Origin of the sequence: Sulfuracidifex tepidarius, assembly GCF_008326425.1 — an archaeon.
GTDB classification, from domain to species: domain Archaea; phylum Thermoproteota; class Thermoprotei_A; order Sulfolobales; family Sulfolobaceae; genus Sulfuracidifex; species Sulfuracidifex tepidarius.
This window is the reverse complement of sequence record NZ_AP018929.1, coordinates 1,705,607-1,730,964: the sequence shown is the minus strand read 5'-3', so window position 1 is coordinate 1,730,964 and position 25,358 is coordinate 1,705,607. Positions and strand designations below refer to the sequence as shown.

Sequence of the window (25,358 nt, the reverse complement as noted above, 5' to 3'; positions counted from 1 at the left end):
TCACTTCCACAAATTAAACTTTATTCAAGAATTGTTGACATCTGTGGTAACTATCAAGTTATCCTTAGAGACGTAAATTGTATGCTCGAACTGTGCTACAATTCCCTTCTTGGCTTCTATCAGGACTGGGTAGCCGTATAGTTTGCCTTTCTTCGACAAGGAAACTAAATTAGACCTTATTTCGTCTGCACTTCCAATATCCTTTAACCATCTCTCATTGAAGGGCAGGTAATTAAACCTATGAAAGATCTCGGAAAGATATTTACGTTCCACGTCGTTCAGTCCCTTCTCGTCGACGCTTCTCACCGAATATATAGTTATCTGCTTCCCTTCTATTACCATTCCCGCACCATCGGTCGCGAAGGGTTCTATAGCATATGTATTACCGTCTTGTAGAGTTCCGGCATTCCTTTCGTATACATTAGGTATGAAAACTCCAGCGTGAAGCTCGTAACGTTTTATGAGATGACCTCCTAGATTCCTTATTGGTTTAAAACCATTGATCTTAATTGTCTTCTCTATGACTTTACCTATATCCCCTATGTTAGCTCCTACCTTAGAGTTCATTATGGCAAACTTCAGAGCATCCCTTGAGGAATCTAACAGTTTCTCATAACGGTCTTCAAGGCTAACAGTTACTGCGGTATCTGATATGAAGCCGTCTATATGTGCACCTATATCTAACTTCACTACTGCACCTTCTGGTATCACCTTTTCGTCTCCTATCAAAGGACTGTAATGAGCAGCTTCTGAATTGATAGATAAATTACACGGAAATGCAGGAAAAGCTCCTGCTTCTATTATTATCTTTTCCGCTGCCTCACAAACGTCTAATACCTTCGCCCCTGCTTTTATTAACTTAGCTCCCGCTTCTCTAGCTCTGGCTCCTATTCTGCCAGCTTCAAGTACCTTCTTTAGTTCTTCGTCATTCATATCTCTGAATTGGTTCTCTCTAAACTTTAATCTTTGTCTTGAGTCATTTTATAGCATGACAAGCCTTAGATGGTTAGGTCATGCAGCAACAGAAATAAAAGTTAACGGATTAAGAATTTTAATAGACCCGTTAATAAAAGATAACCCGTTAAATAAATTTCCCTTAGAAGATTTCTACGGTGCAGACATAATAGGAATTACTCACGACCATTACGACCATTTAGGAGACGCGATAGAACTGATGAAGAATAACGATAAATCTAAATTAATAGCAACATGGGATTTAGAGAATTTCCTTAACAATCAATATAAAATACCATGGGAGAGAATGATACCAGCTAACGTAGGAGGTTACATAGACGTAGAAGGAATAAAGATGGCACTTACGAAAGCAGTGCACTCAAGTGAACATGGGGATCCAACAGGGATAGTCATAAACACTGGAGATAACGTAATATATCACGCCGGAGACACCGGACTATTTGAAGATATGAAACTAATAGGAGAGTTGTTCTCTCCTGACTACGTATTACTTCCTAGCGGAGGAAGGTTTACAATGGATCCTTTCCAGTCTTCTATAGCCTCTACAATGCTGAAACCTAGGAAGGGGGTAATACCAATTCACTACAATACATGGGATCTCATAAACGTTAACGTAGGAGATTTTGAGAATTACGTGAAGGAGAAAGGATTTAAACCTTTGGTTCTCTATCCTGGACAAGAAATCGAGCTGTAACACCATGCTAAGCGAAAATGAGAGGAAAATAGTAGATTACTTGTCTAAGGAGCCGTCGAGGGAAGTCACCTCCTTAGAGATCTCCAAAGACTTAGGGATGGATCACAATTCAGTTCTTAGTCTCCTAGAATTACTTAAATCCAAGGGCATAGTTAACACTGAGACACAAGAGATAGACCAAGTAGATCTGACAGAAGAGGGAAAGTTAAGACGGGAGAAAGGGTTACCAGAGGATATTTTGATTAATGAAGTATTGAAAGGAAATCAGTTGAAAGTCGACGAAATCAAAAAGATAATGGGGAAAGATTTTTCAATAGCGATCACGTGGGCTAAGAGAAAAAATTTAATTGAAATAAAGGATGGGAAGGTCGTACCGAAAGTAACCAGTTATAGATCTCCAGAATATGAGGCGCTAATTGATCCCTCAAGACACTCTCCTGAAATAGATACTCTGGTAAGCAGAGGGTTGCTAAAAAGAAGCAGGAGGATTACATCTAAGGTATCTCTCATTAAAAAGGTAGAGACCAAGGACTTCTTGAACGCCGTGACCCATGAGGTTCTCCTTAGCAAGGAATGGAAGAAAAAGGATTTCAGACCTTTCAATGTTGAGGCATTTCCCCCATTTTACCCGGTGGCGAAAAAACATTTCTTTAAGCTTTTCCTTGAAAAATTAAAGGATGTAATGGTCAGCTTGGGGTTCAAGGAAGTTATAACGGATTATGTAGAAATAGAGTTCTTCAACTTTGATCTACTGTTCCAGCCTCAAGACCACCCCGCAAGGGAGATCCACGATAGCTTTGCCATAGAAGGTAAGGGAAAACCGATGGATCAGAACTTAGTAGAGGAAGTGAAGTCTATGCACGAAACATGGTGGAAATACGAATGGAACCAGGAAATATCTAAGAGGTTGCTCCTGAGAAGCCATACTACCGCTACTACTGCAAGGACTTTGGCAAAGAGACCTAAGGCTCCATTCAAGTCCTTCACTATAGGTAAGGTCTTCAGACCAGATGCAATAGACGCGACTCACATCCTTGAGTTTCACCAATTAGATGGATTAATAATAGAGGATGGTTTCACCTTTAAGGAGTTACTTGGCACGTTGGAGGAGATATTCAAGGGAATCGGGATTGAGAAGATTAAATTTAAACCTGCGTATTTCCCTTTCACGGAACCCAGTGTCGAAGCATACGGGTTGATAGGGAGGCTTGGTTGGGTGGAGCTGTGCGGAGCTGGAATGCTAAGACCAGAGATACTTGAAACAGTACACGTCAAGGAAAGGGCTGGGGCATGGGGTATGGGAATAGAGAGATTAGCCATGTTGTACACAGGGGTCGATGACGTGAGGAAATTATATTCTTATGATATTGAATTCTTAAGACAAAGGAAGGTAGATATACGATGGTAACAATCAACCTTGATAGGGACAGATTACTTAGAAAACTCAAAGTTGATGAGAAAGAGCTAGAGGATTTACTGTTTAATCTGAAATCAGAATCAAAAGTAATTGGAGACGATATAGAGATAGAAGTTAACGCTGACAGACCTGATCTCTTTTCCTCTGATGGTATCAAGAGGGCTATAGAAGGGCTGAAAGAGATATCTTTGGGAGAGCCCGTCTATGAGGTTAATCCTTCGGACTACGTAATGAAAATATGCAACGTAAAGAGAAGACCTTATGCCATCGCAACCATCGTCAAGAACGTTGAGCTAGACGATAAATCATTGAGAGAACTTATACAGTTCCAAGAGAAACTTCATGGAACGATAGGAAGAAAAAGGAAGAAAGTCGCAATAGGTATACATGACCTTAGTAAAATTAAGAGCAAAACTATATTTTATAAGGAAATTCCGTTAAATTACAAGTTCATACCGCTGGGAGAAGCTCACGAAGAGGAGGTAAAGGAAGTGCTCTCAAGCACGTTGCAAGGGAAGGAATACGGCAACCTATCTACTGACTGGGAAAGAGGAGTTATTCCTTCAGTTATAGAGGAAAATGGAAAGGTAATGAGCATACCTCCAGTCATAAACTCCGAACATACTAGGGTCACAGAGAAAACAAGTGATCTATTCATAGACGTTACGGGTACTTCACTAGACGCAGTGACACAGACTATCAACATCATAGCTTCAAACTTGGCTGAAGGTGGAGGAAAAATATATTCGGTTAAGCTTGAGTCCAATTTAAATATCAAGTTCATGGAGAGAAGAAAAATTCAGGTAAATACCAAAAATATCGTAGAAGTTTTAGGAATCAGACTAAGCGATAAGGAGATAGTCCACCTTCTGGCTAAAGATAGAATGGACTTTGAATTGAGCAGTAAAACTCTCAGAATACCACCATACAGAGTTGACATATCAAGGGATGAGGATGTAGCTGAAGACGTTGCTATGATGTATGGATATTCAAGAATAGAGCCTACAAAATTGTCAGTTCATGAAAGAGGTAGCCTTGAAACCATAACATTATTAGAAAGGTCATTGAAGGACCTTTGTTTAGGTTCAGGCTTCATTGAAGTTTTCACTTACGTATTAACTAGAAAAGAATATCTTACTGGAGAATATGTAACAATCGCTAATCCTATAACAGAAGAATATAATTCTGTGAGAAACTCATTGATACCCGTCTTCATGGATTTCTTATCTAGAAACCAGAGCTCCAGGTTCCCCATAAGGATATTCGAAAGCGCTGACGTAGTAGTTAGGGACGAAGAGAGCGATACAGGGTACAGAAATGACAAGAGACTAGCCCTAGCTATAATGGACTCCAAAGCTAATTACGAAGACATACAAGCTCCTTTACATCAGGTATTATTAAACTTAGGATTTCAACCATCTTATATCAGAAAAGAATCGCCATATTTCATCAACGGAAGGTCGGCATCAATAGTCATAGGAAATGAAGAGGTAGGACAACTAGGCGAGGTGTCTCCAGAGCTCTTAGATAAGTTCGGAATACAATATCCTGTGGTGTCTGCAGAAATTAGCCTTTCTAAAATAATGAAACATTTTCTTTGAAAGATAATTTAGCTTAGATTTTTATCTTGTAGTGTAAAGCAGTCTCGTATTATTTAAGAAAACATTAATATTTTTTGCTAAGATTATTCTTCAAGATGGCCTTTTCCATTTCCTCTCTGCATTCCTTTACCCTCCTCCTTATCTCATCTAGTTGCCCATTCCCTGCTATCTGAATTTCCAGTTCAGGATCTTGTAACTCCTTTCCTTTAGGGTGTGATTTGATGTAAAGGTTGTATTTCTTCACTAGTTCTTTAATAAGTGGAGATATCGAGGATTCCCCTATGCCAGAAACAACGAATGACTCTTCATAATAGGAAGTTTCAGGCCTACTTTTAAGATATCCCTTAAGAAACGTCTCCAGGATACCCTCCATTTCCCTTGGTACTCCAGGAGTGCAGAGGATCTGAGAGTCTTTGTAGTCTATAATCACGCCAGGAGCTATACCCTCATTGTTTTCTATGGGAATAGAACCTTTTGGTAGTAAGGCCATCTTTCTTCTATCCTCGGTTAAAGGAATACCTTTTGATCTGTATTTAGCCTCAATCATTTTCAATGCGTCTTCGTTCAATTCTAGATCTAGTTGAAGAGCCTTTGCTATAGACTCTAGAGTTTTGTCGTCATAAGTAGGGCCCAATCCCCCCGTAGTCACGATCAAAGAAGCGCCTCTCCTTATAGAATCAAGTAAGGCGTCTTTTATCTCGTCTTCTTCGTCTCTAACTGAAACTATTCTTTTCACAAAGAAACCCATAGACGTTAATCTCCATGCTATATGAGAAGCGTTGGTGTTCACAGTCCTGCCACTCACTACTTCATTGCCTATTGAAATGATCTCAGCTTTCGTTTCCACGAATTTATAAACGGCAGTATTCACTAAAATATTCAATGGTGAACTATCAGCCTTTTCTAAGCAAAGATACCTCCTTATTGAAGACGTCGGAAATTAGAGATTTGTTAAAGCTAACTGAAGGAAGGGAGGTAATAAGCCTAGCAGGAGGACTACCAGACCCCACAACCTTTCCTGCAGAGGACATAAGGAGGATAGCTGATGACGTTATAAAGGAAGAGTCTGCCCAAGCATTACAATACTCTACCACATCTGGTGTATTAAGTTTCAAGAAAGAATTAGTAAATCTATCTAAGATGAGAGGAATTTCCTCGATATCTGAGGATAACATCTTTGTAACTGTAGGGAGTCAAGAAGCCTTATTCATGATTTTCAACATTTTCATCGACAAAGGAGACTATGTAGCAGTGGAGAACCCGTCTTACTTGGCAGCCCTCAACATACTGAGAGCAAGGCAACCAAACTTTATTGGAATAGATGTGGATCCAAAGAACGGAACGAATTTAGATCAATTAGAAACAAAATTAAGACAAATGAAGCAAGAAAATAAGAAAATTAAAATGTTTTACGTTATACCGACCGCGCAGAATCCAGCTGGCACTACAATGAAACTAGAGGACAGAAAGAGACTCCTTGAATTGGCTTCACAATACGATTTTATAATCATGGAAGACGACGCCTACGGCTTCTTAGTCTTCGAGGGTGACTCTCCAGCTCCTTTAAAGGCTTTGGATAAAGAAGGGAGAGTAATATATACCAGCACGTTTAGTAAAATTCTCTCGCCAGGTCTTAGGCTGGGTTGGGTTGTAGCTGAAACGGACGTAATAAAAGAGATGGAGATTTACAAGCAAAACGTGGATCTCCATACGCCCACGCTGTCCCAGTACATAGCTAGAGAGGCAATAAAACGTGGAGTGATCATGAATAACCTCCCAAAGGTTAAGAATACGTACATAGAGAAAAGGAACGTGATGTTGCAAGCCATAGAGGAGAACTTCCCTAAGGAAGCTAAATGGAGCAGGCCCGTTGGAGGAATGTTCGTTTTCGCTTGGCTACCTAAGGGAATAGACACAACTAAAATGCTTGAAAAATCCATGGCAAATGGAGTAGCCTACGTACCAGGATCGAGCTTTTACTATGATTACAGCGGAAAGAACACGATGAGGCTGAACTTCAGCTATCCTTCCAAGGAACAACTCAGAAGAGGGATTGAGACTCTTGGAAAGGTCATTAAGGAAGAATTATCAGCCTCTTGAAAGCTATGTCGGTCCTCACAATCGTGCCAAGACCAGATGACGGTATTGCGGTAGAAAAGTCGTCAGAGAAAGTTAAGAACTGCTCTAAGGTTTTTAGGTTGATTTTTTTACGTAATATAAAGTAATCCTCTTCATTTATATCGTTTATATTGATTTTCTCCATTTCTGGTGACATTATAACCGGCCAGCTCTTCATTATGTTGGGGACGAAGATTTTACCCTTTTCCCTTATTAGACTTGGAGATACAAACCTAGCCCACGTCCTCATTGTAGAAATGATAACGTAATCCCATTTCCTTTCTAAATTACTAATGTCCTCTACGCCGAACTGCCTAAACATTCCAGCTTTCTCTTCTGTGATAAGACCTATACTGCTCATTTGATCCGAAAGAAGGATGGAGACAGTCAGCGAAAATAGACCTCCTCCTATCAGTAGAAGATTTCCTCCCCCTACTTTCTCCTTCACTTTCCTGGCGAACGTGATGAAAGGAAGTAAGACCGCTTCTTCCCCTATATCATTAGGCAGAACTTCTATCGCGTCGTAAGGTATGACAGCTTCCTCCGTCAGTAGACCATCTATTTCAGTTCCTATCCCTCCTTGAGAGGAATAAGGAGAGACTAGCACTTTCCTGCCCCTTAAACTGGGATCCAGCTCTACTCCAACTTCCGCAACCTTGCCCATCCCTATACTTCCTAATACTGTAGACGGATTAACCCATAGTAGACCTAAGTAGATAGAATTTTCAATTGAAGATATGAGCACTCTGCAAGGTTTGATCGCAACCTGATTCTTTCCGACTTGTTTTGCAGGGATGTCCTTTGGTATAATACCTTGGTCGAAAACTAACGACTTCATTCTACACTTTACCTTATTTCATTTTTAAAAGTTTTAAGGGTACTTCTTAACATGGAAAGAATTTTTCATAACTTAAGCAAAGATGCTCGCATAGATATAATTTCACTATTACTAGAAAGAAGGGGTAAAAAAGAATTAGCGTTGGAATTAGGAGTTTCTCCAGCACTTATAACTAAATACATAAATAACGTTACGCATCCGAGCGATACGGTCCTGAAAAGAGCGTACTCCATAGCACAAGAAGATGAAAGAAGGAAGATCAACGATATAATATTAAACGATCTATCGAGCAGTCTTTTGGAGTTCTTAGAGAATGTAGAAGTTTCCAGCCTCAAAGATAACAAAGATCTTAAAAAATTAATGGAAGTATTGAAAGAAGCAGAAACGAATGAATTATTGAGTTCTTTTGGCTTCGTATAGAGGACAGGATATACATAACTCTGGAAACTTCAACACAGATATTCTCTTATTACCGTTCTGCTCTAGCGTCACAGCATCAGCGGGAATCCCCAATTTCTCAGGCTCATTCACATTCCACGCTGAGCATGCGTCATTATCCATGTACCTGCACGTTCTTGACTTCCACATACCTTGAGATTTAGCAATGTTGAGCCATGCTAACCCTCTTATCACTCCGTCAATTTTCTCTTCTATTTTCAGATGTTCAGCGTCGCTGTTTTCTTTGAGGTTCCGAATCTGTTCCTTAAGTTCCTTTACCTCGATCTCTAAATCTGAGGTAGACAACAAAACAATGCTTGGTTTTAGATTTTCTTCTAAAGTGCTCATGTGATTTGACTTAACTCAAATCCTTTTTAAGCAAACCAGCATATAGAAGAGAGATTGACATGGTGAAGGACATCTACAAGCCAAAGGTAAAGACACTAACAGATGTATGGAGTATTATATCACAAAACCCAGTAGTTTATGATAGAGAAAGAGTAAAAACTCTTTTAGAGGAACGTTATAAGGAAGACCATATACAGCCATTTAGGGGATTTAACGCTAATGATGTATACGATAAGGAACTATCTAGCCTTTACGTGATAGGAAAATATGGCTTGGGATTGGATCAAGAAATGCCAGATTTATTCAATAGGATATTCTATATAGAGAAAAATTATGAGGAAATTGAGAGAGTGATTAGAAAAGGAACACCAGAGGAGGCATTCAACTTAGCTGAGAAGAGTAAAGATTCTTTGGCCAGATCTCTTAGGTTACTCTTCACCATGGTTATCTTCTCATTAGCTGAGGAAGAAGAACTAATAACCGATTTGAGAAACTTGTTTCTCTCTGAAACGGACGAAATAAAGCATACGGCTAAGAGCTTTGCGAGGTTCTACACCGCGTTCAAGTTGGCAGAATCCATCGCTGAAGGGGAAATAAAGGACAAGTACAGCTTCATTGCAACTAAGAAGGCAATAGCGATAAGGATTGGGATAGACTATCCTTTACCAAGGGAAGACTATGTGGCCCTTATATCGTCCAATGTCTTTAAGGTAAAAGAAAGGATATTGAATAGAGCTCTAGGCGTCAAGGTGCCACAAAGAAATTTTTAAGAAACTATCAAATTATAATTAACGATGCAAAATCTGTCGCCAACTCAGAGGGAAATATTGCTAGCCCTAGTGGATCTCTATACTAAAAACAAAAAGATGATTAAGAGCAAGGAAGTAGCTGATGTTATAAATAAGGATGAAGGAACTGTAAGAAATATAATATTAAGCTTGAAGGTTCTCGGTTTAATAGATTCTAAACCAGGACCTAATGGGGGATACATGCCAACGTTGAAAGCTTATGAAGTGATAAAGAACCCAGTCATTACCCCTATTTATGATAAGCTAAACCTATACAAGGGAATGATAGAAACTGATATAAAAATAAACAATATTGAAATATTAGATATAACAAACCCTTTAGCAAACAAGGTTTTGCTCGAAATAGATGGAGATTTAAGAAAACTAAAGGTAGGAGATCCAGTAAGACTAGGGCCGACTCCCTACAGCAGACTTGTAATAGAAGGTATTTTGCTTCATCTAGATGAGAAAAGCCGAGAAATAGTAATCGATGTAAAGAGGATGATAAGCATACCTAAAGAGAAAGTGAAAAACTTAATTTCCAAGAAGTTGGTGGCTCTTAGACCATCTTATACTCTAAAGGAAGCATCAATAAACTTGTACAAGGAAGGAATAAGAGGAGCACCGGTGTTAGGAGAGAACGAAGAAATTCTAGGAATATTAACTACAGCTGATATAATAAAAGCTTTCTTTGAAGGAAATTTTGAAGCCAAGGTATCAGATTACATGAAGAAGCAAGTTATAACTATATCTAGCGAAGATGATATACTTGATGCGATAAAAAAGATGATAATTTATAATGTAGGAAGATTAATTGTGTTAGATTCTGATGGTAGAGCTATTGGAATAGTAACTAGGACGGATATACTAAAAGCGATAGCTGGACTAGAAGGCTTATGGGTTCCTTAATCTGAATATTATGACGTATGTTTTCTAATACAGTATATGTTACATTATGATTACATCTATAGCCATTTACTCCCCCTTAAGAAATCTTAGCCTAATGAAATATTAACTAGGTTAAAGCCATTTCTTAAAAATAATCTTTTCAAGCTTATTATTAGATATCTCAAAGACAATAGTCTATGTTTTTCGAAATTACCAGACAGATATACTCATTAAATTATGAACACAATGACAAGAAGGATGGTTGAAAAAGAGAGATGTGGAATAATAATGGATGATGAGATCATAGAAATTGAGAATATAGCTACTAATGATCATGAATTTATTTGTGATTATATTAAGTTATATAGTATATTGAAAGATAGAGGCGTCGAAAAACTCAAGGCTCTTTTTCATACCCATCTGAGTGGAATATGTTATCCAAGTGAAAAAGATATTGAGAACATGAATGCATGGAAAGAACCTTGGATAATCGTTGGGAGAAATTGTATTGAAGGTTTCATCTTACACGGAAGTGTAGTCAAGATCGATGTTAACTCCTTTCTCTCTCAAGAACTCTATGACAGACTCGTGAAGCTTCTTCATTAAATTCCTCTTATCCTCGGCTAAAACTACATCATAATGCTCCTTCAATAACATGGAATGAGAGAACGGGCTTGGTATAGTATTCGGTCCAATTACGGTTACATGTATTTCATTAGACTTTATCTTCCTTAAAACTTCAATAGCCCTTTGTATGTCCATATGGTCTTCTAGGATCTCCCTTATAGTTTCTTTGAGCACTGGAAAACCTCCTAGGTCTTTTACAACACTAAGCAGAACCTCTGAATTTATTTGTCTTCTCTCAAGGTTTGTCTTATGCCCCTTATACCTCCTCAGTAACATGAATGACCTTTCGGCGCAATGTCTGAACCTACGACGCATCATTTCGGTTCTCAGGATCACGTCGCTAAGCTCCTCATAGAATCTTTCTACATCTAGTTTTTCAAAGATGTTTTCTATTTCGTAGTCAGTCTTCCTAGGAAGAGTTATTATGAAACCGTTATCTAAAACTGATAGTTTGACGTCTTCTTCGAGATCCCTTGTAACTATCTGTGCAACTCCCCTAGATAAGGCGTCCAGTGTCCTCCTTCCATATAAAGCGTGGAAGATGAAGTTTCGTCTTCCGTCCTCATCATCAAATTTTTCAATTAAGATGTTATTATCTGATGGTATTATACCATTAGTGAAATAATACATTTCTGCTATATAATAGTAAATTGAAATGGAAGCATACTTACTTATATCCAGCCTTTTAGATATCCAATTTACTATCTCGTCTTTAGGATCGCCTCTATCCAGCATCTCTTTGACTTCCCTACGGAACTTTCCGATCTCTAATGCGGACTCATAAGCTAAAGGAAGCATCTCAGAAAACCAGCTAGGAACTGTAGGCCTTTGACCTTCTGCAGACTTAACAACTACGGATAGGCCCTTGCTAGATAGAAACTGATACGTTCTGCCTCCCAATACGAACACATCCCCTGGAGTGAGCATCTCGACGAACTCTTCCTCTAAGTTACCTACATACCTACCATTCTCAGTCATGACAGGAACCACGGCCTCATCGGGGATAGTTCCGCTATTCATGTAAAATATCATTCTCATGCTTCCCTTTGGCCTTATGTTTCCGTTATCGTCAAGTCCTATCTTTGAATATACGTTCCTTTGCTCCAGCCCGTATTCTCCCAATAAATAATTTAAAACCATATCGAAATCATCTTTGTTAAGTGTAGAATATGAATAAGAGGATGTTACGATATCGTAAAGCTTGTCCTTTTGAATTCCCCTCGAAATTATTGTAGATGCTATTATGACTTGTGAGAGCACATCCAAAGGATTTCTAGGTATATGAACTGCGTCTATCTTCTTTTCTCTGGCTAACTGTGCTAATACGCTACATTCTACAAGATCGTCCCTGTCTACCACAATCATCCTTCCTTTACTTATAGACCTTATGTGATGACCGGCTCTCCCTATACGTTGGAGCAGACGGCTCACACTCTTAGGGCTACTTAAAAGAATTACAACGTCAATGTAACCTATGTCTATCCCTAACTCTAGACTGGTAGATGAAATAACTACTTTCAGATCTCCGCGTTTTAGCTTCTCTTCTACTTCGAGTCTCACTTCTTTGCTTAGCGAACTATGATGAGCCTCTATCGAGTCCTCTGGGAAAAGTCCTTTAATCTTCGCTATTCTCCTAAGTTTATATGACACATTCTCCGCTGCATGTCTCGTGTTAGTAAAGATCAAAGTAGTTCTATGCTTTTTTATTTCTTCAAGTATAGAATTATATATGCCTTCCTCAATTTTACTTTCAGGCTCATGAACTAAATCTCTGACCGGGGAGATCACTTTCAAATCTACCGGTTTTACGAACCTAGCATCGATTATCTTGCAATCTCTGTTCTTCCCTACAAGAAACTGAGCAATACTGTCCAAGGGAGATACTGTGGCGCTCAAGCCTATTCTTGTAATTTCCTGCTTTGCTATTAGATTTTGAAATATCTCTATCATAGCAGATAAATAAGAACCTCTCTTACTGTTAGCTATTTCATGAATTTCGTCTACTATTAACCATCTCACATCTTGTAGCCTTTCACTGAACTTGGGGGAAACCATGGATATCGCAAATGATTCTGGGGTTGTAATTAGAATATGAGGAGGCGTCTTCACCATTTTCTGTTTCTCGTAAGAAGACGTATCGCTAGTTCTCACTCCTATCCTAATCTGAGGCAGATTAGGAACCCTTTCTTTGATCTCATTAAGGGGTGATAGAAGGTTTCTCTTCATATCGTTATTCAGGGCCCTTAATGGGGAAATGTAAATTGCATACACCTTATCCTCTAGTTGGCCCTTCTCTCCAAGCTCAAACAGCGTGTCCAAAATGCCAAGAAAAGCTGAAAGGGTCTTTCCGCTCCCAGTCGGGCTGGAGACAAGGACATTATTTCCTAATTTTATAAGTGGAATTGAAGCCCTCTGCGGTGGTGTGAACTCTCCATATTTTTCTTTGAGCCACGTCGACACATATGGCCTCAACATCGAGAAAACTTTGTCTTCCTTCTCGAAGTTAGCGTAACTCACAGTCATTTGGGAAGAAGATTAAACTTGGTGAAATTATAAACTAACATTCTAGCTCTTTTACATAAGAGAATGCAGTGAAAATATACCCAGCTGCGTAATACAAAAGCCAAAGTCCTACAAGGTAATAGCTGCTTACAATAAGAAAAATTCCACCAGTCAAGAATAAAATACCTATAGTACCAATAATAGAGATTATCTTTATGTATTTTTTATTAGGATCAGATACTTTTCCTTTAGGCGTCACAACATAGGTTCTCTTACCCATGAAGCCCTTAATGAGACTTATCGTGATAAAGGGAGAAATTGCGACAGTGTACGCTGATACCTTGCCCAAAGACCTAATTGAATCAAAGAGTGAGAAATTAGTCTCCTCTGCAATCTTTATGTAAATTAATGAATATACAGCTACTGAGGCAATCCATAGAAGAAACAAAGGAGAAAACAACGGATCTGCAACATGAAAGAAAGGTAAAAAAGGAAGAAAAATAGATGTTATGAAAGTAAATGCTATAGGAAAATACTGAGAAAGATAAAGTATAGTTTCTAACTTCTTAGCTATTGACGACTTAGAAAAGAGAATGTATCTAAACCTATTCTTCAAAACTTCTGTCGTACCCATAGCCCATCTGGTCTGTTGTATAAAAAATGAAACAAAATTATTTGGAACCTCTACGAATATAGGAGAATCACTAGCACATATTTTATAACCCTTGCTCATTAGTCTTGTACCTATCTCTAAATCGTCCTGTATCATTCTGTAATCCCACCCTCCAACGTCGTCTAGGCATTTCTTCTTATAGAGTGTTCCAGAACCTACAGGGAACACATTAAAACCTGCTGCATGCCTACCGAGCAGCATAGTCAAACTACCAAGTTTTGTAGATACTAGTAGAGCCTTAGCTAGGATAGAATTATCTGAAGTATACCCTATCCACTTTAAAGATACCGCATCACACCCGGCAGAGATCATTCTCATATATGCTCTATAGATCGATTCTGGGTCTAGTCTAGAGTCTACGTCCAACGTTATTACAAGTTCTCCATGGGCCCTTTCTAGCCCATAAGACAAGGCACCACTTTTAAATCCTAGCTTTCGTTCTCTTCTAAAAACATTAACATTAAATTGTACATTCTCTTTAGCTATAGCTTTTCTCAACTCATTTACAAATTCTTCTGAATCATCTGAAACTATTATTATCTCAATTTTTGATAGATCCCATTTAAAATTCTTTACATTATCTAAAAGACCTAATATAGTTTCAATTTTCTCTCCCTTAGTAGGTACTATTATAGAGAGGAGAGGGAAATTGCCATTCACTTGAACGTTTGAAAATAACTTCATAGATTTCTTATGCAGGAAGTATAACCAAACTTGATTCAATAGAACCAAAGAAGGTATCAATAATATAAAGGTCTGTATTACGAAATCTATTAAAGACATTCAATAGGGATTAAATATTTGGGAATAATAAAGTCATATGTGTGTCTAGTGCTCTTGGGAGGGAATAAGACTCCTCTCTTTGCTATTTCTATAATATACTCTTTTGTCAAAGGTGGAACTCTAAGCCCACGATCTTGATTTTTTGTGACGCAGAAGCCAATTTTCATCATATAGTTTTCGATGTAGTCAAGCTTCCAATACAAAGAGAAAAGGGAATCCTCACATATTCTAAGGTTTTCATATTCGGCACAGAATTTACCGGACGATTGAAACTCTTTTATTACGTCCTTAGCTTGGCCTGATGGGGAAATTTGTCTCATCCAGCCATAAACTTTCACTGAAGGACTTGCATAATCAATGGGAAACGCTGGTACCATGTCATAACCAAGCGTTTTCAATGCTGCGAGCCTGTGATGCCCATCAACAACTAGATAGGAACTTAAGTCAACAACTATAGGCGAAACCTTTCTCGTTTTGATTATCTCTTGGATAGACCTTTCGAGGTTTTGAAAGTTTATATCCTCATGTCTAAGCAGCTTGTTGATTCCTACCTTGATTATCTTTTCGTTTGTAAAACTCACAGCAATAATTAATAGGACAAATCTGACATAAAGGTTTATTCGCCTTACAAGTCTTCCTCCCATGTGTTATGAGCAGATGATGTGCTTTTAGAAAGTCTTTGCCATGGAAAAGAGTCATTAGTCTATTCGATATTACTGTATACGTCTCTCGTTCTTTAGCTATTCCCAGTCTTACAGCTATTCGACGTATATGAGTATCGACAGGAAATGCTTCATACCCCTTACAAGTAAGTAGAACGACGTCAGCGGTCTTGTCTCCCACTCCAGGCAAGGATATTAGAATCTTTCTTGATGTTTCCGGTGATTCGTTCAAGATGTTCCATAAATCTCCATGATACTCTTTCAATAAAATTTGAGCTATCTCCTTCAGTTTTTTTGCCTTAGAGTTATTGAGACCCGAAAAACGTATACTTTCTGATATTAAGTTATAATCTGCATCGGCTATTTTTTTCACTTCTACACCTACCTTCTCCTCAAGGGTCTTAAACGATTTGTATGTAGATTTATCAGTGGTATTCTGTGAAAGAATAGTGGCGACTAGAACTTTGAATGGGTCTTTGGAGGAGATCCACACATCGAATGCAACAAAGTCTTTAGAGTCTATATGATACTCTTCGGAAAGTCTATCGAAAATCTCGCTTCCTTCACAATTCATGAAGAGATCAACTTCAGGCAAAACTAAAAATGTTCCGTAAATAAGGTATACATTCCCGTTACAGAAATCTATAAGTGAACATGACACAAAACCAAAGGGCAGAAAGTCTTAAAAAATAAGGGAAATAAAGAGACTTAATCGATGTACGAGCTAAAAGTAGTTTTACAATCAATAAGGGACGGCCACGTTAATCCTGGAGACGTGGTAGCTAAGAGTGGGCTACCTAGATACGAGATATTATCTATGTTTCATATACTTGAAGGATTAGGATTGATAGAGACAATATACTCTAGAGGATCTCATAAGGTATACAGACTGACTAAGAAAGGAGCAGAGATACTAGATGGACTGGAGAATGGTTACAATGTAGAAATGACAATAAGCAAAACACATAAAGAAAATAATTCCCTTGAAGCTGGAAGCTAAATCATTATTTAACATAAAATACGTAGAGGTTTCCGTTAGCACAAATACCTACAGTATTAACGTTTTTGCTGAAATTTACAAGAGATGATAATTTCACCATACCGTTTTCCGGCAATGAAAAAGAAACCTTGTATTCTACTTTGTTAATGAAAATTTTGGATATATTGACAGCTGAATTTCCATAATTATAAATATACAGTTGATTCATATTATTTCCAGTATCTATTAACGATATTTTAGTCAATAGCATATTTTGCTCTTCTCGATACATATTATTTGATATATTTAACTCGGATGAGTTAGCTTGATTAAAATAAATCATCAATGGAGGAATTAAAGAGAGAGTGACAGCAACGACGATCAAAGAAGAAAAAACGGATGAAATTGCCTTACGAGCCGGCATGGCTCATTCCACCGTTGCAGGGACACTCAATGTTTCGCTGAATGGCTGACCCGAGGATGTATCTCCTGAAATGGTCACGGTGTAGTAGCTACCTGCTGAGTAACTACCTGATAACGATAAAGATCCTTGAACTGACTGACCTGGATTGAGAGTTAGACCGTTTGATCCTAAAGTGAATGTCGAGTTTCCTACACTAATGGACTTGAGCACTACTTGTATATTACCGTCATTAGCGAAGCTATAGTCCACATACGCAGAATTGGACGTCGGATTCACAACCAGAGTGACACTAGGGGAAATATCCACTTGGTGAGTTAAGTTACCGAACATTCCCGTTGAGTAGGCGTATAGGAGACCTCCTAAGACTAGAGTTATTGATATCACCATTATTGTTCCTAACATAGAGGAAATCGCTTTCCTCCTTTTCAGGGTTTTCAAGTTTTTCACCTAATTTAAGTCTCTTCTTAAAGTGGAAGTGAGAAAAACGAAAGTATTATGGATATAACCGTAGTGACTAGTACCAAAGGGAAATTGAACAGCGTGAGTTTCGAGATCTTGGAGTATAAAATCTCTATCACTATAGTATAGACATTAACTAATTGGTTTAGAACGTATTTATCGCTAGCCATGAAGGAGAAAGAGAACAAAGTAAAATGAAAGAGGATTGGAGTTATTGCAGAGATCACAGTGAACAGCTGCAAATTAGACTGCATCGAAGATCTCATGTTTAACATTTCTTGAATTATTGCTGACAATTCTGAGAAAACCTTCGTGTCTACATAACCTAAAGTGTCAATCCTCCTTAGTAAATCTAATGTTGCATTAAAAGTCCAAGAAGGAGTCGTCATTTCTCTTTCATTATCGAGATTTTTAAGGAACTCTATAAGGTATTTCTTAGTTCTTAAATCTATATTCTCTGAATTTATAACTCTTTGAAGTGAAGACCTCAACCCATAGCCAACTCTAGAATAGTCAGATATCTTATCCAGTATCGCAGGAAGTTTAGAAGTTAATGAGTCCGCTACTCTAAGCTGTAGATAAAAAACAATTGACAACTCGAGAACTGCTACCATCAATGTCAAAGACGGTCCTAGATACTTGAGAAGCAAAATAGAGGATATCACCAAGACACCAGCTACACCTAATATCACTTTTTTGCTAAAACTGAAAATGTAATCACTACTAGGTTGAAAACTAGAGATTATTAAATAGAATACTGGAGATGATATTAAAGGTGTTATTACCTGAACTAAGTTAATACTCTTGTCGAATGCCAGTTGAAATGAGGTTAACATAATAGGAAATAGCAAGAAGAAGGAGAACATCACCTCCGAAAGATCCACTGACTTTTGTACATAAGAATTGAGATTCTGTTTCATTTCTCCCATTACCTTCTCCAGGCTCTGTTTGGCTCTCTGGTTAGTTGAGACTCCCACTAACTCTGTGTCTATAAACTCAGAGTAAATCCTCCCTAGCGCGTCCTTCCTATGCAGACGCGACCTCTCTAAGATAGCTGTGGTTGAAGTTAACCCTCTCATTCTAACATTTTTCTCTAACAGCATAGCCTCCTTTGAAATTCCTTTTAGAATCTTCGAATCTTTCAAATTTAATATAGATTGATAGAGAGATTTTCCTAATAATGAATTGGCATAAAGATAGGCGGAGAAAATAGGAACTTCCTTCTCTAGTGCCTTTAGAAATTCGTCTTTGGCTATTTTTTCCCTCAGCAAAGGACTTAGAAGAAGAAGCGACGGTATCAGAGAAGTAAAGATCAGGTCGTGATATATGTAAATTGAGCCTAAAATTATCAAAGATATGCTTGTGACTGATATTAAGAAATATATTTTATATTTTTTACAATATTCTGAAATATCGTCCCCAGTCAGCATCAAATCTCTTTCTAGCTTTTTGTTATAGAAATTACATATCCTACGAATAATATTATTTAACATTATAACCACTTAAATAGAACTTTTTAACGTGTAAGGAAACTTCTTCTGAAGAGGTTATGTTATTTGTCAATAACTCATGAAGTAACTTCTCCCTTCTACCGATCTCAGATTTTATCTCGTCAGCGGAAATACCATAGGTCCTTGAGATGAAGTCGAGTCTGTGAGAGACCCTTATCAGGTTTTCTGACGAAATAGGAATTAGACTTTCCTTCTCGTTTGACCAACTAAACACTTTTCTAAACTTCACTTTCTTACTTACTGAAGTTTCATAAAATGATACTACGACCCTCTTGTTAATACCGTCTTTACCTTTCCTTGATCCTAGGACTATAACACCCCATAGGTTCTGTAAAAAGAGCTTCGCCATCTCTGGTGTAAGTAAGCTTGAGATTCTAGTTATCGCCTCTCTAGGGGTTCCAGCATGGAACGTTGCCATTGAACCGTGTCCAGAAGCTGAAGCATGCACTAGAGCTTCTATCTCTTTCCCCCTTACCTCTCCGATCACTAAATAATCGGGTCTATATCTTAACGCTAATTTAGATAGCTCAAATAGAGATACGTCGTAACTTGATTGTAATGTAGTCCTACTGAAAAGCCTAACCCAGTTATCTTTGTTGAGATTTATTTCCGGCGTGTCTTCGATAGTTACAATTTTATATAATGGATTAGTGACTCCTAATAACGCATTAAGGAAAGTCGTTTTACCGGTTCCCGTAGGTCCTATAACCATCAGGAACGGTTTGAACTCTAATAAAAACCAAATATAGGCAAAAAATAACGGAGTAAAGACATTGTTCCTCAACATCGAAATAGGAGAAATAGGAGAAAAAGGAAACTTCCTTATGTCAAATGTAGAACCAGGCAAGCTTATTTCCTTTGATACTGTAGCAGCGACCCTGTGTCCTTCAGGCAATGAAAATTCTAGATATGGCTTTGCCAAACTGATTGATTTATCTGATTTATTTGCTAAATTTTCTATGCTATTTATTACCTCTTCTTCAGATCGGGGAATTATATTTGTTAATATTCTAGGATATCTCTCTATTCTTCTATGAACCAAAGTCACAGGATACCCATATCCTCTGCATTCTATTTCCTCAACTTCAGGATCAAGAATTGGGATAGTTAAATTACCATATAAGAATTTTTTCTTGATATAGTAGAGGATTTTTTCATAACTATCTTGATTTAGATCGTATTCAGAAAAATATTTTATTAGATGATTAAAATCTAATACAGTTGTATCTACATAAAATTTCCTCAACATTGAATCTAATATGTCCTTTTCTTCCTGGGTGAGCAAAGGTTCTTCCACTTTATATATCGGCACTTCTCCCTCCTCAATGTTTACGGTAACTGATAGAACCTTATAGGATAATATTGTTCCCATAAAACAAAAAATATAGATAAAGGTTTCAGAGGATTCCGAAAGTTTCTAGATGTTGCTTAATTTTAATGGAATTTAGATATGCAGTTTTGATAAAAGAAGATACTGTTAAATCTAAATTATAATTATATCTCCAGATAAGATCACCATCATAAAGACTTACAATCAGATTCGAACATTCTGGCAATAAATTCAATTTTATGGCTGCGTTTCCTTCCACGAGGTCCCTCCAGTCGTCGCTACAGTAAATGATTTCCATTCCAGCCTTTCTGCTTAGTTTAGTAGATAAGACAAGATCATTTCCTTCTATTTTAGCCGAAAAATCCAATAACGGAGTTTCCACTCCTTCTATCAAGAATTCTCTGGTTTCGTTTTCCTGAGATATAAATATCCTCCTAAGTCCGGGTTCAACCTTGATTTCCTTACCATCTAAATTCAAGATATCTCCTACCCTTGCCCTAAGTATACTCTTGTAAACGGAAATGGATCTAGCTGTTATTTGATGTTGTTCAAATAGATCCAGCTTACGGTCTTCTTCTATTTCTACAAATGAGTTTCTTATCTTTATCTTTTTATTAATTTCAGCACCAGTAGAATCTAATACCTTGATTGGTATAACATATTCTTTACAGAAGTTCTTATCTGTACAGAGTTTGACTACTTCGTGATCCAATTTATCTAAGTTTAATGGAATAATTATTTTTTCATTAAATTTTCCCTTTTCTAATTGAATATCTTTCTCTAAATTCCCTATCTGTATTTTTAGCTTAGTTTCTATGGATGAAATATACTTCAAATTAGCTTTCATGTAAGAATTCGAGCGAGGAGCTTTCAATATTTTAAAACCGTCTGGTCCCATTACTATGGTCGGTCTAACTAAGGAAACTGAAACCTTTTCTACATTTACTGGAAATTCTATATCAAATGAGTAAAAATTTGAATCTAATTTTAGTTTAATTTTATTATCAAAATTAACTGGATCTATATGAACCTGACATTTTTCTAAATCTAGGCTAGTTATCCTCCCGTTAATTGGAGTTACTTTAATTCGAGAGAGAAGCGGATAAGAAATCACAAGACTAGATGAATAAGTTATATTACTGTTTAATACAGTTATTTCATTAATAGGAAATAAGTCTAGAACTCCGTACCATTTGTTCTTTTTTAAAATGTAAACTTCTTTAGATGAAATATCAAATCCTGTTACATCAACAAATTTTCCAATTTCAACTAAATCTATGTTGAAGACGTGTAGCATGTCATCATTTACGAAAGCTAGAAGCTCTCCATTTGCTTTGACGTTGTCACTATTATTTGTAACACCAATATTATACCATGAGCCTCCCATATATTGTTTTATCTCGTTCCCACATAATAACACGTTATTTCCATTTAATTTACCAATAAAGCTAATGTATTCTTTTTTACAGATACCTACCAGACTGTCATCAATGTAAATCCTTCCTTTGGAATCAACACCGACATTTTCCTTTATGCTGAGATGCATCAATCCGTCCTTAAAGATCTCTTTTCGTGAAGAGATAAAATCAAATAGCAAGTTATAATCCTCATACAGTAAAGAAATAACGCTATTCCCTAAAATAAAGTACAAAGGAGAATCAAATGAATGCAATTTATTATTAAAACTTAGAAATAATTTCTGTTTATCAGAAAATACAGCTCTGTCTAGCTTCCTTTCAAAGAGGTCATATATATTTCCAGCTATTTCTACTTTCTTTCCAACTTTCCTGACCTTATTGATCTCACCATCTATAGTAATGAAGTCTAATATGTCTCTTCCTGTTTCTTCTTTCCTCTTTATTTTATTACCTTCATAATAATGAAAAGAGTCACCTACCTTTACAACCCATTCTCTTGCATCAACTTCATCGATGTCTATCATAGTATGATTAGAATTAGTTCTAAGAAAGACTGTGTTCCCAAATCTAGTAAGAGATACAGAAATTAAATCTGGAATGTTAATAAGTTTCTCATATTTTATATCTGGTATTTTCATATTATATTATAATTTTAATTTACGACAGAGTATATACCGATACTATAAAGTCATTTAGTTAAACAAATGTTAGCATTTCAGATATAAAATGATTATATTACTATAAATAATAAATTAAAAATATTTATAAATATAATATTAAGTACTTCTTTTATTGTATTTTAAACTTAGCTATATAAAATCCTTCTGTTTGTTCCGAAAAAGGAAAGAGTCTTGTAGATTGCACAGACTTAAATCCTCTATATGGGTGAGAGTATTTTTTCCTTAATGGTACTAAAAAATCTGAGAAGAGATCTGTGATTTCCTCTCCTTCCTCGGGAAAGATAGAACATACGGAATAAACCATCAAATAAGGCGAAAGGCGTTGAACAGCAGATCTTAATATCTCTTTCTGAATTCTCGAGAAAAAATCCACTTTTGTTTTGTCTTTAAGTGACAGCAAGATTGACGGATCGTTATAGATCATACCAGATGAAGAGCATGGAGCGTCCAAAAGAACCTTTTGAGCTACCAAAGACCTCATAGCCAATGTGGTTGAATCGTGAAGAACAAAGGAAACCCGATCTAGATCTACTCCAGCCTTTTTTAGAAATAACCTCTCCTTTTCTAATCTCTTTTGATCCAGATCTAATGCAATTGCCTTAAACTTATTCTCTGTCAGCATAGCAAATAAGGATAGTTTATTCCCTGGAGCAGACGACAGATCGACTAGTTCATCACCAGCCTCAGCCTCTAGTTCATTTACTACTGCCACGCTCGCCTTATCCTGAATTATGACGCGAAAGTCCTTAACTAGATCTAACGAGGAGACATGAACTTTAGACTCCACTACCTTATATAAAAACTCGAAATCCTTATCTCTCTCTATTAAAACTCCGTTTTTCTCTAATTCCCTCGCTGTCTTCTCCTCGCTAGTTTTCAACGTGTTTACTCTCAGCCATAAGGTTCTTTTCCTTAGAGATGATACCAGAAGTTTGGTATCAAGATAGACCGAAAGTTCTTTCTCCATCCAGTCAGGCAATGAAGGAGATATCCTTTCCTTATTTTTAATCCAGTAATCTACTTTTTCGCTTCTTTTTCTACCATAAAGTGAGAAAAAATTCAGAATTATATCCCTAGATTCCTCCTCTATTAAGTCCCAGTTTATACCTTTGATTTTAGAGTCTTCCTTAGCTTTAACAATAGATACGCTCAACGGATATCCTTTCTCTATATAAAAAAGAAGCGACCTAAGAAACGTAATTCTCCAGTCAGCCAACTACGACCCCCATAATACCAAAGCTCAGTTGAATGATATCATACGAAACCATTTAAGGTTTCTAATTTATCTAAGAACAACCCAATATTATATATGAAGGATTTAGAGATATCAATAGCCCTTATGGTTTCATCTTTACCTATAGCAGAGCTAAATGTAGTTGAGGCGTTGTTACTACCCTCAATTTATATCCTAATAAGGATGATAAAGATAGTCATTTCTACAAAGAATTAAAAAATCTCTATATTTCTAAAATCTATATTACAAATCTTCTTTTTATTGCATAGATCGAAGAAGGTCCTTATGGCTTCCCTTCCCTTCAATCCGAGTTCTTTAGAGTACTTAGTTACTATACCCTTCTCTTCCTGAAATTTAGCTGATTCTCTAAATAAAACTTTAACCTTAGCTAAAGTTGATGAATCTAGCCTAGAAGACCCTATCACGTTAAGCACTAAAGGGCATGAGGGGCAATATCTTCTCCAAATAGAGTCCAGAGAAACATCGTAGTTCTCAAATGCTATTATCGAATCTCCTTTACATTGGTCTGAAACAACTGGTTGAATCTTCTGAGGTAATAAAAGCCTTAACAAATAATACTCTGTTGAGTTACTTCCTTTAACACATACGCTTGATATTTCTGGACTATCATTTAGTTTTTTAAGACCTAGTGTTTCAACAACTACAGCTCCATTAGTCACTATCTTTATATTATTTACAAAGTTAATAATAGGTAAAGGAATAAATGACAGATCTAAATCATTCAACTTGAACTTGAGCTCATCCGTCCTAATTTTAACAGGAATTATTTCTATTTCCCCTTGTACTTCACCCTCAAGTAACGGAATTATCGGCTTTAGTTCTTCATCGTCAGAATAGCCTATTTTTAGTTGCACAACTTCAAAAGAAGAAGGAACTATAATATAAGCTATCTGGAAATGCGAGTTACGATACTTGGCGGAGGATATTCTGGCCTAAATGCTTTTTATAATTTAAATGCAAATATTAATAAAAAATTAATATCTAATTCCAATAAGTTTACTTTCTACACTGCTTACTTACAGCACATAATTAACGGGGCAAATTACATTAGCAATATAAACTTTGTGAATATCAATGAAGTAAAAGAAATTGATATCGAAAGGAAAGAGGTTAAGTTCAGTGATGGAACAACTGATAATCCTGATGCTATGATCATTGCCTTAGGATGTAACAAGGGTAAGATAATTAAATCTATAGATACTCTGTTTAAAAAAGACAATCTATCGATACAACCAGAATCTTGGAGAGATGAAATTGTAGCAATTCAGTTGGCATTTTACCTTAAGAGACTCGGGAAGAACGTGAGTTATTCAGGGGATCTACTCAATTGGGCAGGAAAGAACATTAGCTCCGTGGTCAAAGAAGAGATGGAGAAAGCTCAAATAAAGATAGTAGAGAATGCTGATGACGTAATTCCAGAATGCCAGCCTCTGGAGGAAGTAGGAGAGTTCGACTATAAAACCAATTTTGAGATAAAAAAGGATATTTATGCCGTAGGAGATTTAATAAGAAAATGGCCCAGAACGGGAGAGCTTGCTATGCGCAGCGGAGTTTTCATCGGTAAACATCTAAGCGGGAAAACTAAGGATAATTTTAAACCTATATTAATAAATATAATAGATACCGGAAGAGGGAAAGCTATACATTTTAGAAGTGATATACCTTGGGGAGGAAACTTTGAAAGCGTAAAGACATCGAGGGTAAGGGCATTGATGAAGAGATTCATCGAGAAACATTACGTCTCTAGTAAAGGAAATATGGGATTCCTATATAGACTCTAGAGAGATACCTAGGGACCCGGGGGTATTCAGGGGGCTTACGCCTGAAGGGACCCTAGATATCTCTAGAACATATATAATAGTGAAGGGGTTAAAGTAGTTTCTCTTTTCTAGTCTACGTTTCAAATTGCCTTAACTTTCAGGATCAACAAAACTAAGTATTATTATACTT

Annotated in this window: 26 protein-coding genes; 11 read left to right on the top strand and 15 right to left on the bottom strand. The window is 37.0% G+C overall.

Annotated features, from left to right (window positions below; translation table 11 throughout):
• Window positions 1–24: 24 nt before the first annotated feature.
• Window positions 25–933 (bottom strand): type II methionyl aminopeptidase, encoded by a 909-nt coding sequence (map, locus tag IC007_RS08960; protein WP_149528636.1) that lies wholly within the window; start codon window positions 931–933, stop codon window positions 25–27.
• A 55-nt stretch (window positions 934–988) separates the two neighbouring features.
• Here map and IC007_RS08955 point away from each other — a divergent pair, with 55 nt between their 5' ends.
• From IC007_RS08955 to pheT, 3 genes are read left to right on the top strand one after another with little or no spacing between them, the layout of a single operon-like run.
• On the top strand, window positions 989–1,669 hold the full coding sequence (locus tag IC007_RS08955) for a metal-dependent hydrolase (protein WP_054844794.1): 681 nt from the start codon (window positions 989–991) through the stop codon (window positions 1,667–1,669).
• A gap of 4 nt (window positions 1,670–1,673) precedes the next feature.
• Window positions 1,674–3,077 carry a phenylalanine--tRNA ligase subunit alpha gene (pheS, locus tag IC007_RS08950; protein WP_149528635.1) on the top strand — a complete coding sequence of 468 codons (1,404 nt, stop codon included), beginning with the start codon at window positions 1,674–1,676 and terminating at the stop codon, window positions 3,075–3,077.
• Window positions 3,071–4,687, top strand: coding sequence for a phenylalanine--tRNA ligase subunit beta (gene pheT, locus IC007_RS08945; RefSeq protein ID WP_054844795.1), 1,617 nt, complete (start codon window positions 3,071–3,073; stop codon window positions 4,685–4,687). Before pheS ends, pheT begins: the two co-directional genes overlap by 7 nt.
• A 64-nt stretch (window positions 4,688–4,751) precedes the next feature.
• On the opposite strand, the gene IC007_RS08940 is transcribed toward pheT, so the two are convergent.
• Window positions 4,752–5,534 (bottom strand): nicotinamide mononucleotide deamidase-related protein, encoded by a 783-nt coding sequence (locus IC007_RS08940; RefSeq protein ID WP_054844796.1) that lies wholly within the window; start codon window positions 5,532–5,534, stop codon window positions 4,752–4,754.
• A gap of 35 nt (window positions 5,535–5,569) precedes the next feature.
• Here IC007_RS08940 and IC007_RS08935 point away from each other — a divergent pair, with 35 nt between their 5' ends.
• Entirely contained in the window at window positions 5,570–6,787 is a 1,218-nt protein-coding gene (locus IC007_RS08935) for an aminotransferase-like domain-containing protein (RefSeq protein WP_054844797.1), read from the top strand.
• Here IC007_RS08935 and IC007_RS08930 read toward each other — a convergent pair.
• A complete protein-coding gene (locus IC007_RS08930; protein WP_054844798.1) occupies window positions 6,762–7,643 on the bottom strand; it encodes an MDR/zinc-dependent alcohol dehydrogenase-like family protein in 882 nt (293 codons plus the stop codon). The genes IC007_RS08935 and IC007_RS08930 overlap by 26 nt on opposite strands.
• A 51-nt stretch (window positions 7,644–7,694) precedes the next feature.
• On the opposite strand from IC007_RS08930, the gene IC007_RS08925 reads away from it, so the two are divergent.
• Window positions 7,695–8,063, top strand: coding sequence for a helix-turn-helix domain-containing protein (locus IC007_RS08925; protein WP_084739527.1), 369 nt, complete (start codon window positions 7,695–7,697; stop codon window positions 8,061–8,063).
• Here IC007_RS08925 and IC007_RS08920 read toward each other — a convergent pair.
• Window positions 8,037–8,429, bottom strand: coding sequence for a hypothetical protein (locus IC007_RS08920; protein ID WP_054844799.1), 393 nt, complete (start codon window positions 8,427–8,429; stop codon window positions 8,037–8,039). The two genes, IC007_RS08925 and IC007_RS08920, sit on opposite strands and share 27 nt — an antisense overlap.
• A gap of 59 nt (window positions 8,430–8,488) precedes the next feature.
• On the opposite strand from IC007_RS08920, the gene IC007_RS08915 reads away from it, so the two are divergent.
• The 3 genes from IC007_RS08915 to IC007_RS08905 all read left to right on the top strand — a co-directional run bounded on the left by IC007_RS08915 (window position 8,489) and on the right by IC007_RS08905 (window position 10,711).
• Window positions 8,489–9,199, top strand: coding sequence for a DUF2192 domain-containing protein (locus tag IC007_RS08915; protein ID WP_054844800.1), 711 nt, complete (start codon window positions 8,489–8,491; stop codon window positions 9,197–9,199).
• 24 nt (window positions 9,200–9,223) lie between these two features.
• Entirely contained in the window at window positions 9,224–10,126 is a 903-nt protein-coding gene (locus IC007_RS08910; protein ID WP_054844801.1) for a CBS domain-containing protein, read from the top strand.
• A gap of 237 nt (window positions 10,127–10,363) precedes the next feature.
• Window positions 10,364–10,711: a hypothetical protein gene (locus IC007_RS08905; RefSeq protein WP_149528634.1), complete on the top strand. Its 348-nt coding sequence runs from the start codon at window positions 10,364–10,366 to the stop codon at window positions 10,709–10,711.
• On the opposite strand, the gene IC007_RS08900 is transcribed toward IC007_RS08905, so the two are convergent.
• From IC007_RS08900 to IC007_RS08885, 4 genes are all read right to left on the bottom strand, one after another.
• Complete coding sequence (locus IC007_RS08900; RefSeq protein ID WP_370685211.1) at window positions 10,628–13,249, bottom strand: ATP-dependent helicase; 2,622 nt, start codon at window positions 13,247–13,249, stop codon at window positions 10,628–10,630. The genes IC007_RS08905 and IC007_RS08900 overlap by 84 nt on opposite strands.
• 40 nt (window positions 13,250–13,289) lie before the next feature.
• Window positions 13,290–14,591 carry a glycosyltransferase family 2 protein gene (locus IC007_RS08895; protein ID WP_232048885.1) on the bottom strand — a complete coding sequence of 434 codons (1,302 nt, stop codon included), beginning with the start codon at window positions 14,589–14,591 and terminating at the stop codon, window positions 13,290–13,292.
• 89 nt (window positions 14,592–14,680) lie between these two features.
• On the bottom strand, window positions 14,681–15,271 hold the full coding sequence (locus tag IC007_RS08890) for a ParB N-terminal domain-containing protein (protein ID WP_054844805.1): 591 nt from the start codon (window positions 15,269–15,271) through the stop codon (window positions 14,681–14,683).
• Window positions 15,219–15,926 (bottom strand): endonuclease III domain-containing protein, encoded by a 708-nt coding sequence (locus IC007_RS08885; RefSeq protein WP_054844806.1) that lies wholly within the window; start codon window positions 15,924–15,926, stop codon window positions 15,219–15,221. Before IC007_RS08885 ends, IC007_RS08890 begins: the two co-directional genes overlap by 53 nt.
• A 141-nt stretch (window positions 15,927–16,067) precedes the next feature.
• Here IC007_RS08885 and IC007_RS08880 point away from each other — a divergent pair, with 141 nt between their 5' ends.
• Entirely contained in the window at window positions 16,068–16,352 is a 285-nt protein-coding gene (locus IC007_RS08880; protein ID WP_054844807.1) for an SSO5209 family protein, read from the top strand.
• Between the two features lie 4 nt (window positions 16,353–16,356).
• Here IC007_RS08880 and upsB read toward each other — a convergent pair whose 3' ends face one another.
• The 6 genes from upsB to IC007_RS08850 form a co-directional block, all read right to left on the bottom strand.
• A complete protein-coding gene (gene upsB, locus IC007_RS14210) occupies window positions 16,357–16,755 on the bottom strand; it encodes a pilin subunit UpsB (RefSeq protein WP_084739533.1) in 399 nt (132 codons plus the stop codon).
• Between the two features lie 3 nt (window positions 16,756–16,758).
• Window positions 16,759–17,193 carry a pilin subunit UpsA gene (gene upsA / locus IC007_RS08870; protein WP_149528631.1) on the bottom strand — a complete coding sequence of 145 codons (435 nt, stop codon included), beginning with the start codon at window positions 17,191–17,193 and terminating at the stop codon, window positions 16,759–16,761.
• A 26-nt stretch (window positions 17,194–17,219) separates the two neighbouring features.
• Entirely contained in the window at window positions 17,220–18,707 is a 1,488-nt protein-coding gene (gene upsF / locus IC007_RS08865) for a membrane pilin protein UpsF (protein WP_370685798.1), read from the bottom strand.
• The gene (locus tag IC007_RS08860; protein WP_054844812.1) at window positions 18,697–20,097 is read right to left on the bottom strand and encodes a type II/IV secretion system ATPase subunit; all 1,401 of its coding nucleotides are present in this window, start codon (window positions 20,095–20,097) and stop codon (window positions 18,697–18,699) included. Before IC007_RS08860 ends, upsF begins: the two co-directional genes overlap by 11 nt.
• Before the next feature lie 25 nt (window positions 20,098–20,122).
• On the bottom strand, window positions 20,123–21,997 hold the full coding sequence (upsX, locus tag IC007_RS08855; protein WP_149528629.1) for a protein UpsX: 1,875 nt from the start codon (window positions 21,995–21,997) through the stop codon (window positions 20,123–20,125).
• Window positions 21,998–22,262: 265 nt separating this feature from the next.
• Window positions 22,263–23,369: an RsmB/NOP family class I SAM-dependent RNA methyltransferase gene (locus tag IC007_RS08850; protein ID WP_149528628.1), complete on the bottom strand. Its 1,107-nt coding sequence runs from the start codon at window positions 23,367–23,369 to the stop codon at window positions 22,263–22,265.
• Window positions 23,370–23,462: 93 nt separating this feature from the next.
• Here IC007_RS08850 and IC007_RS13345 point away from each other — a divergent pair, with 93 nt between their 5' ends.
• Entirely contained in the window at window positions 23,463–23,603 is a 141-nt protein-coding gene (locus tag IC007_RS13345; RefSeq protein WP_156303704.1) for a hypothetical protein, read from the top strand.
• Here the strand turns inward: IC007_RS13345 and IC007_RS08845 are convergent.
• Window positions 23,600–24,262, bottom strand: coding sequence for a type 2 periplasmic-binding domain-containing protein (locus IC007_RS08845; RefSeq protein WP_054844816.1), 663 nt, complete (start codon window positions 24,260–24,262; stop codon window positions 23,600–23,602). The genes IC007_RS13345 and IC007_RS08845 overlap by 4 nt on opposite strands.
• Between IC007_RS08845 and IC007_RS08840 the strand changes: the two genes are divergently transcribed.
• Complete coding sequence (locus tag IC007_RS08840) at window positions 24,257–25,189, top strand: NAD(P)/FAD-dependent oxidoreductase (protein WP_054844817.1); 933 nt, start codon at window positions 24,257–24,259, stop codon at window positions 25,187–25,189. The two genes, IC007_RS08845 and IC007_RS08840, sit on opposite strands and share 6 nt — an antisense overlap.
• Window positions 25,190–25,358: the final 169 nt, after the last annotated feature.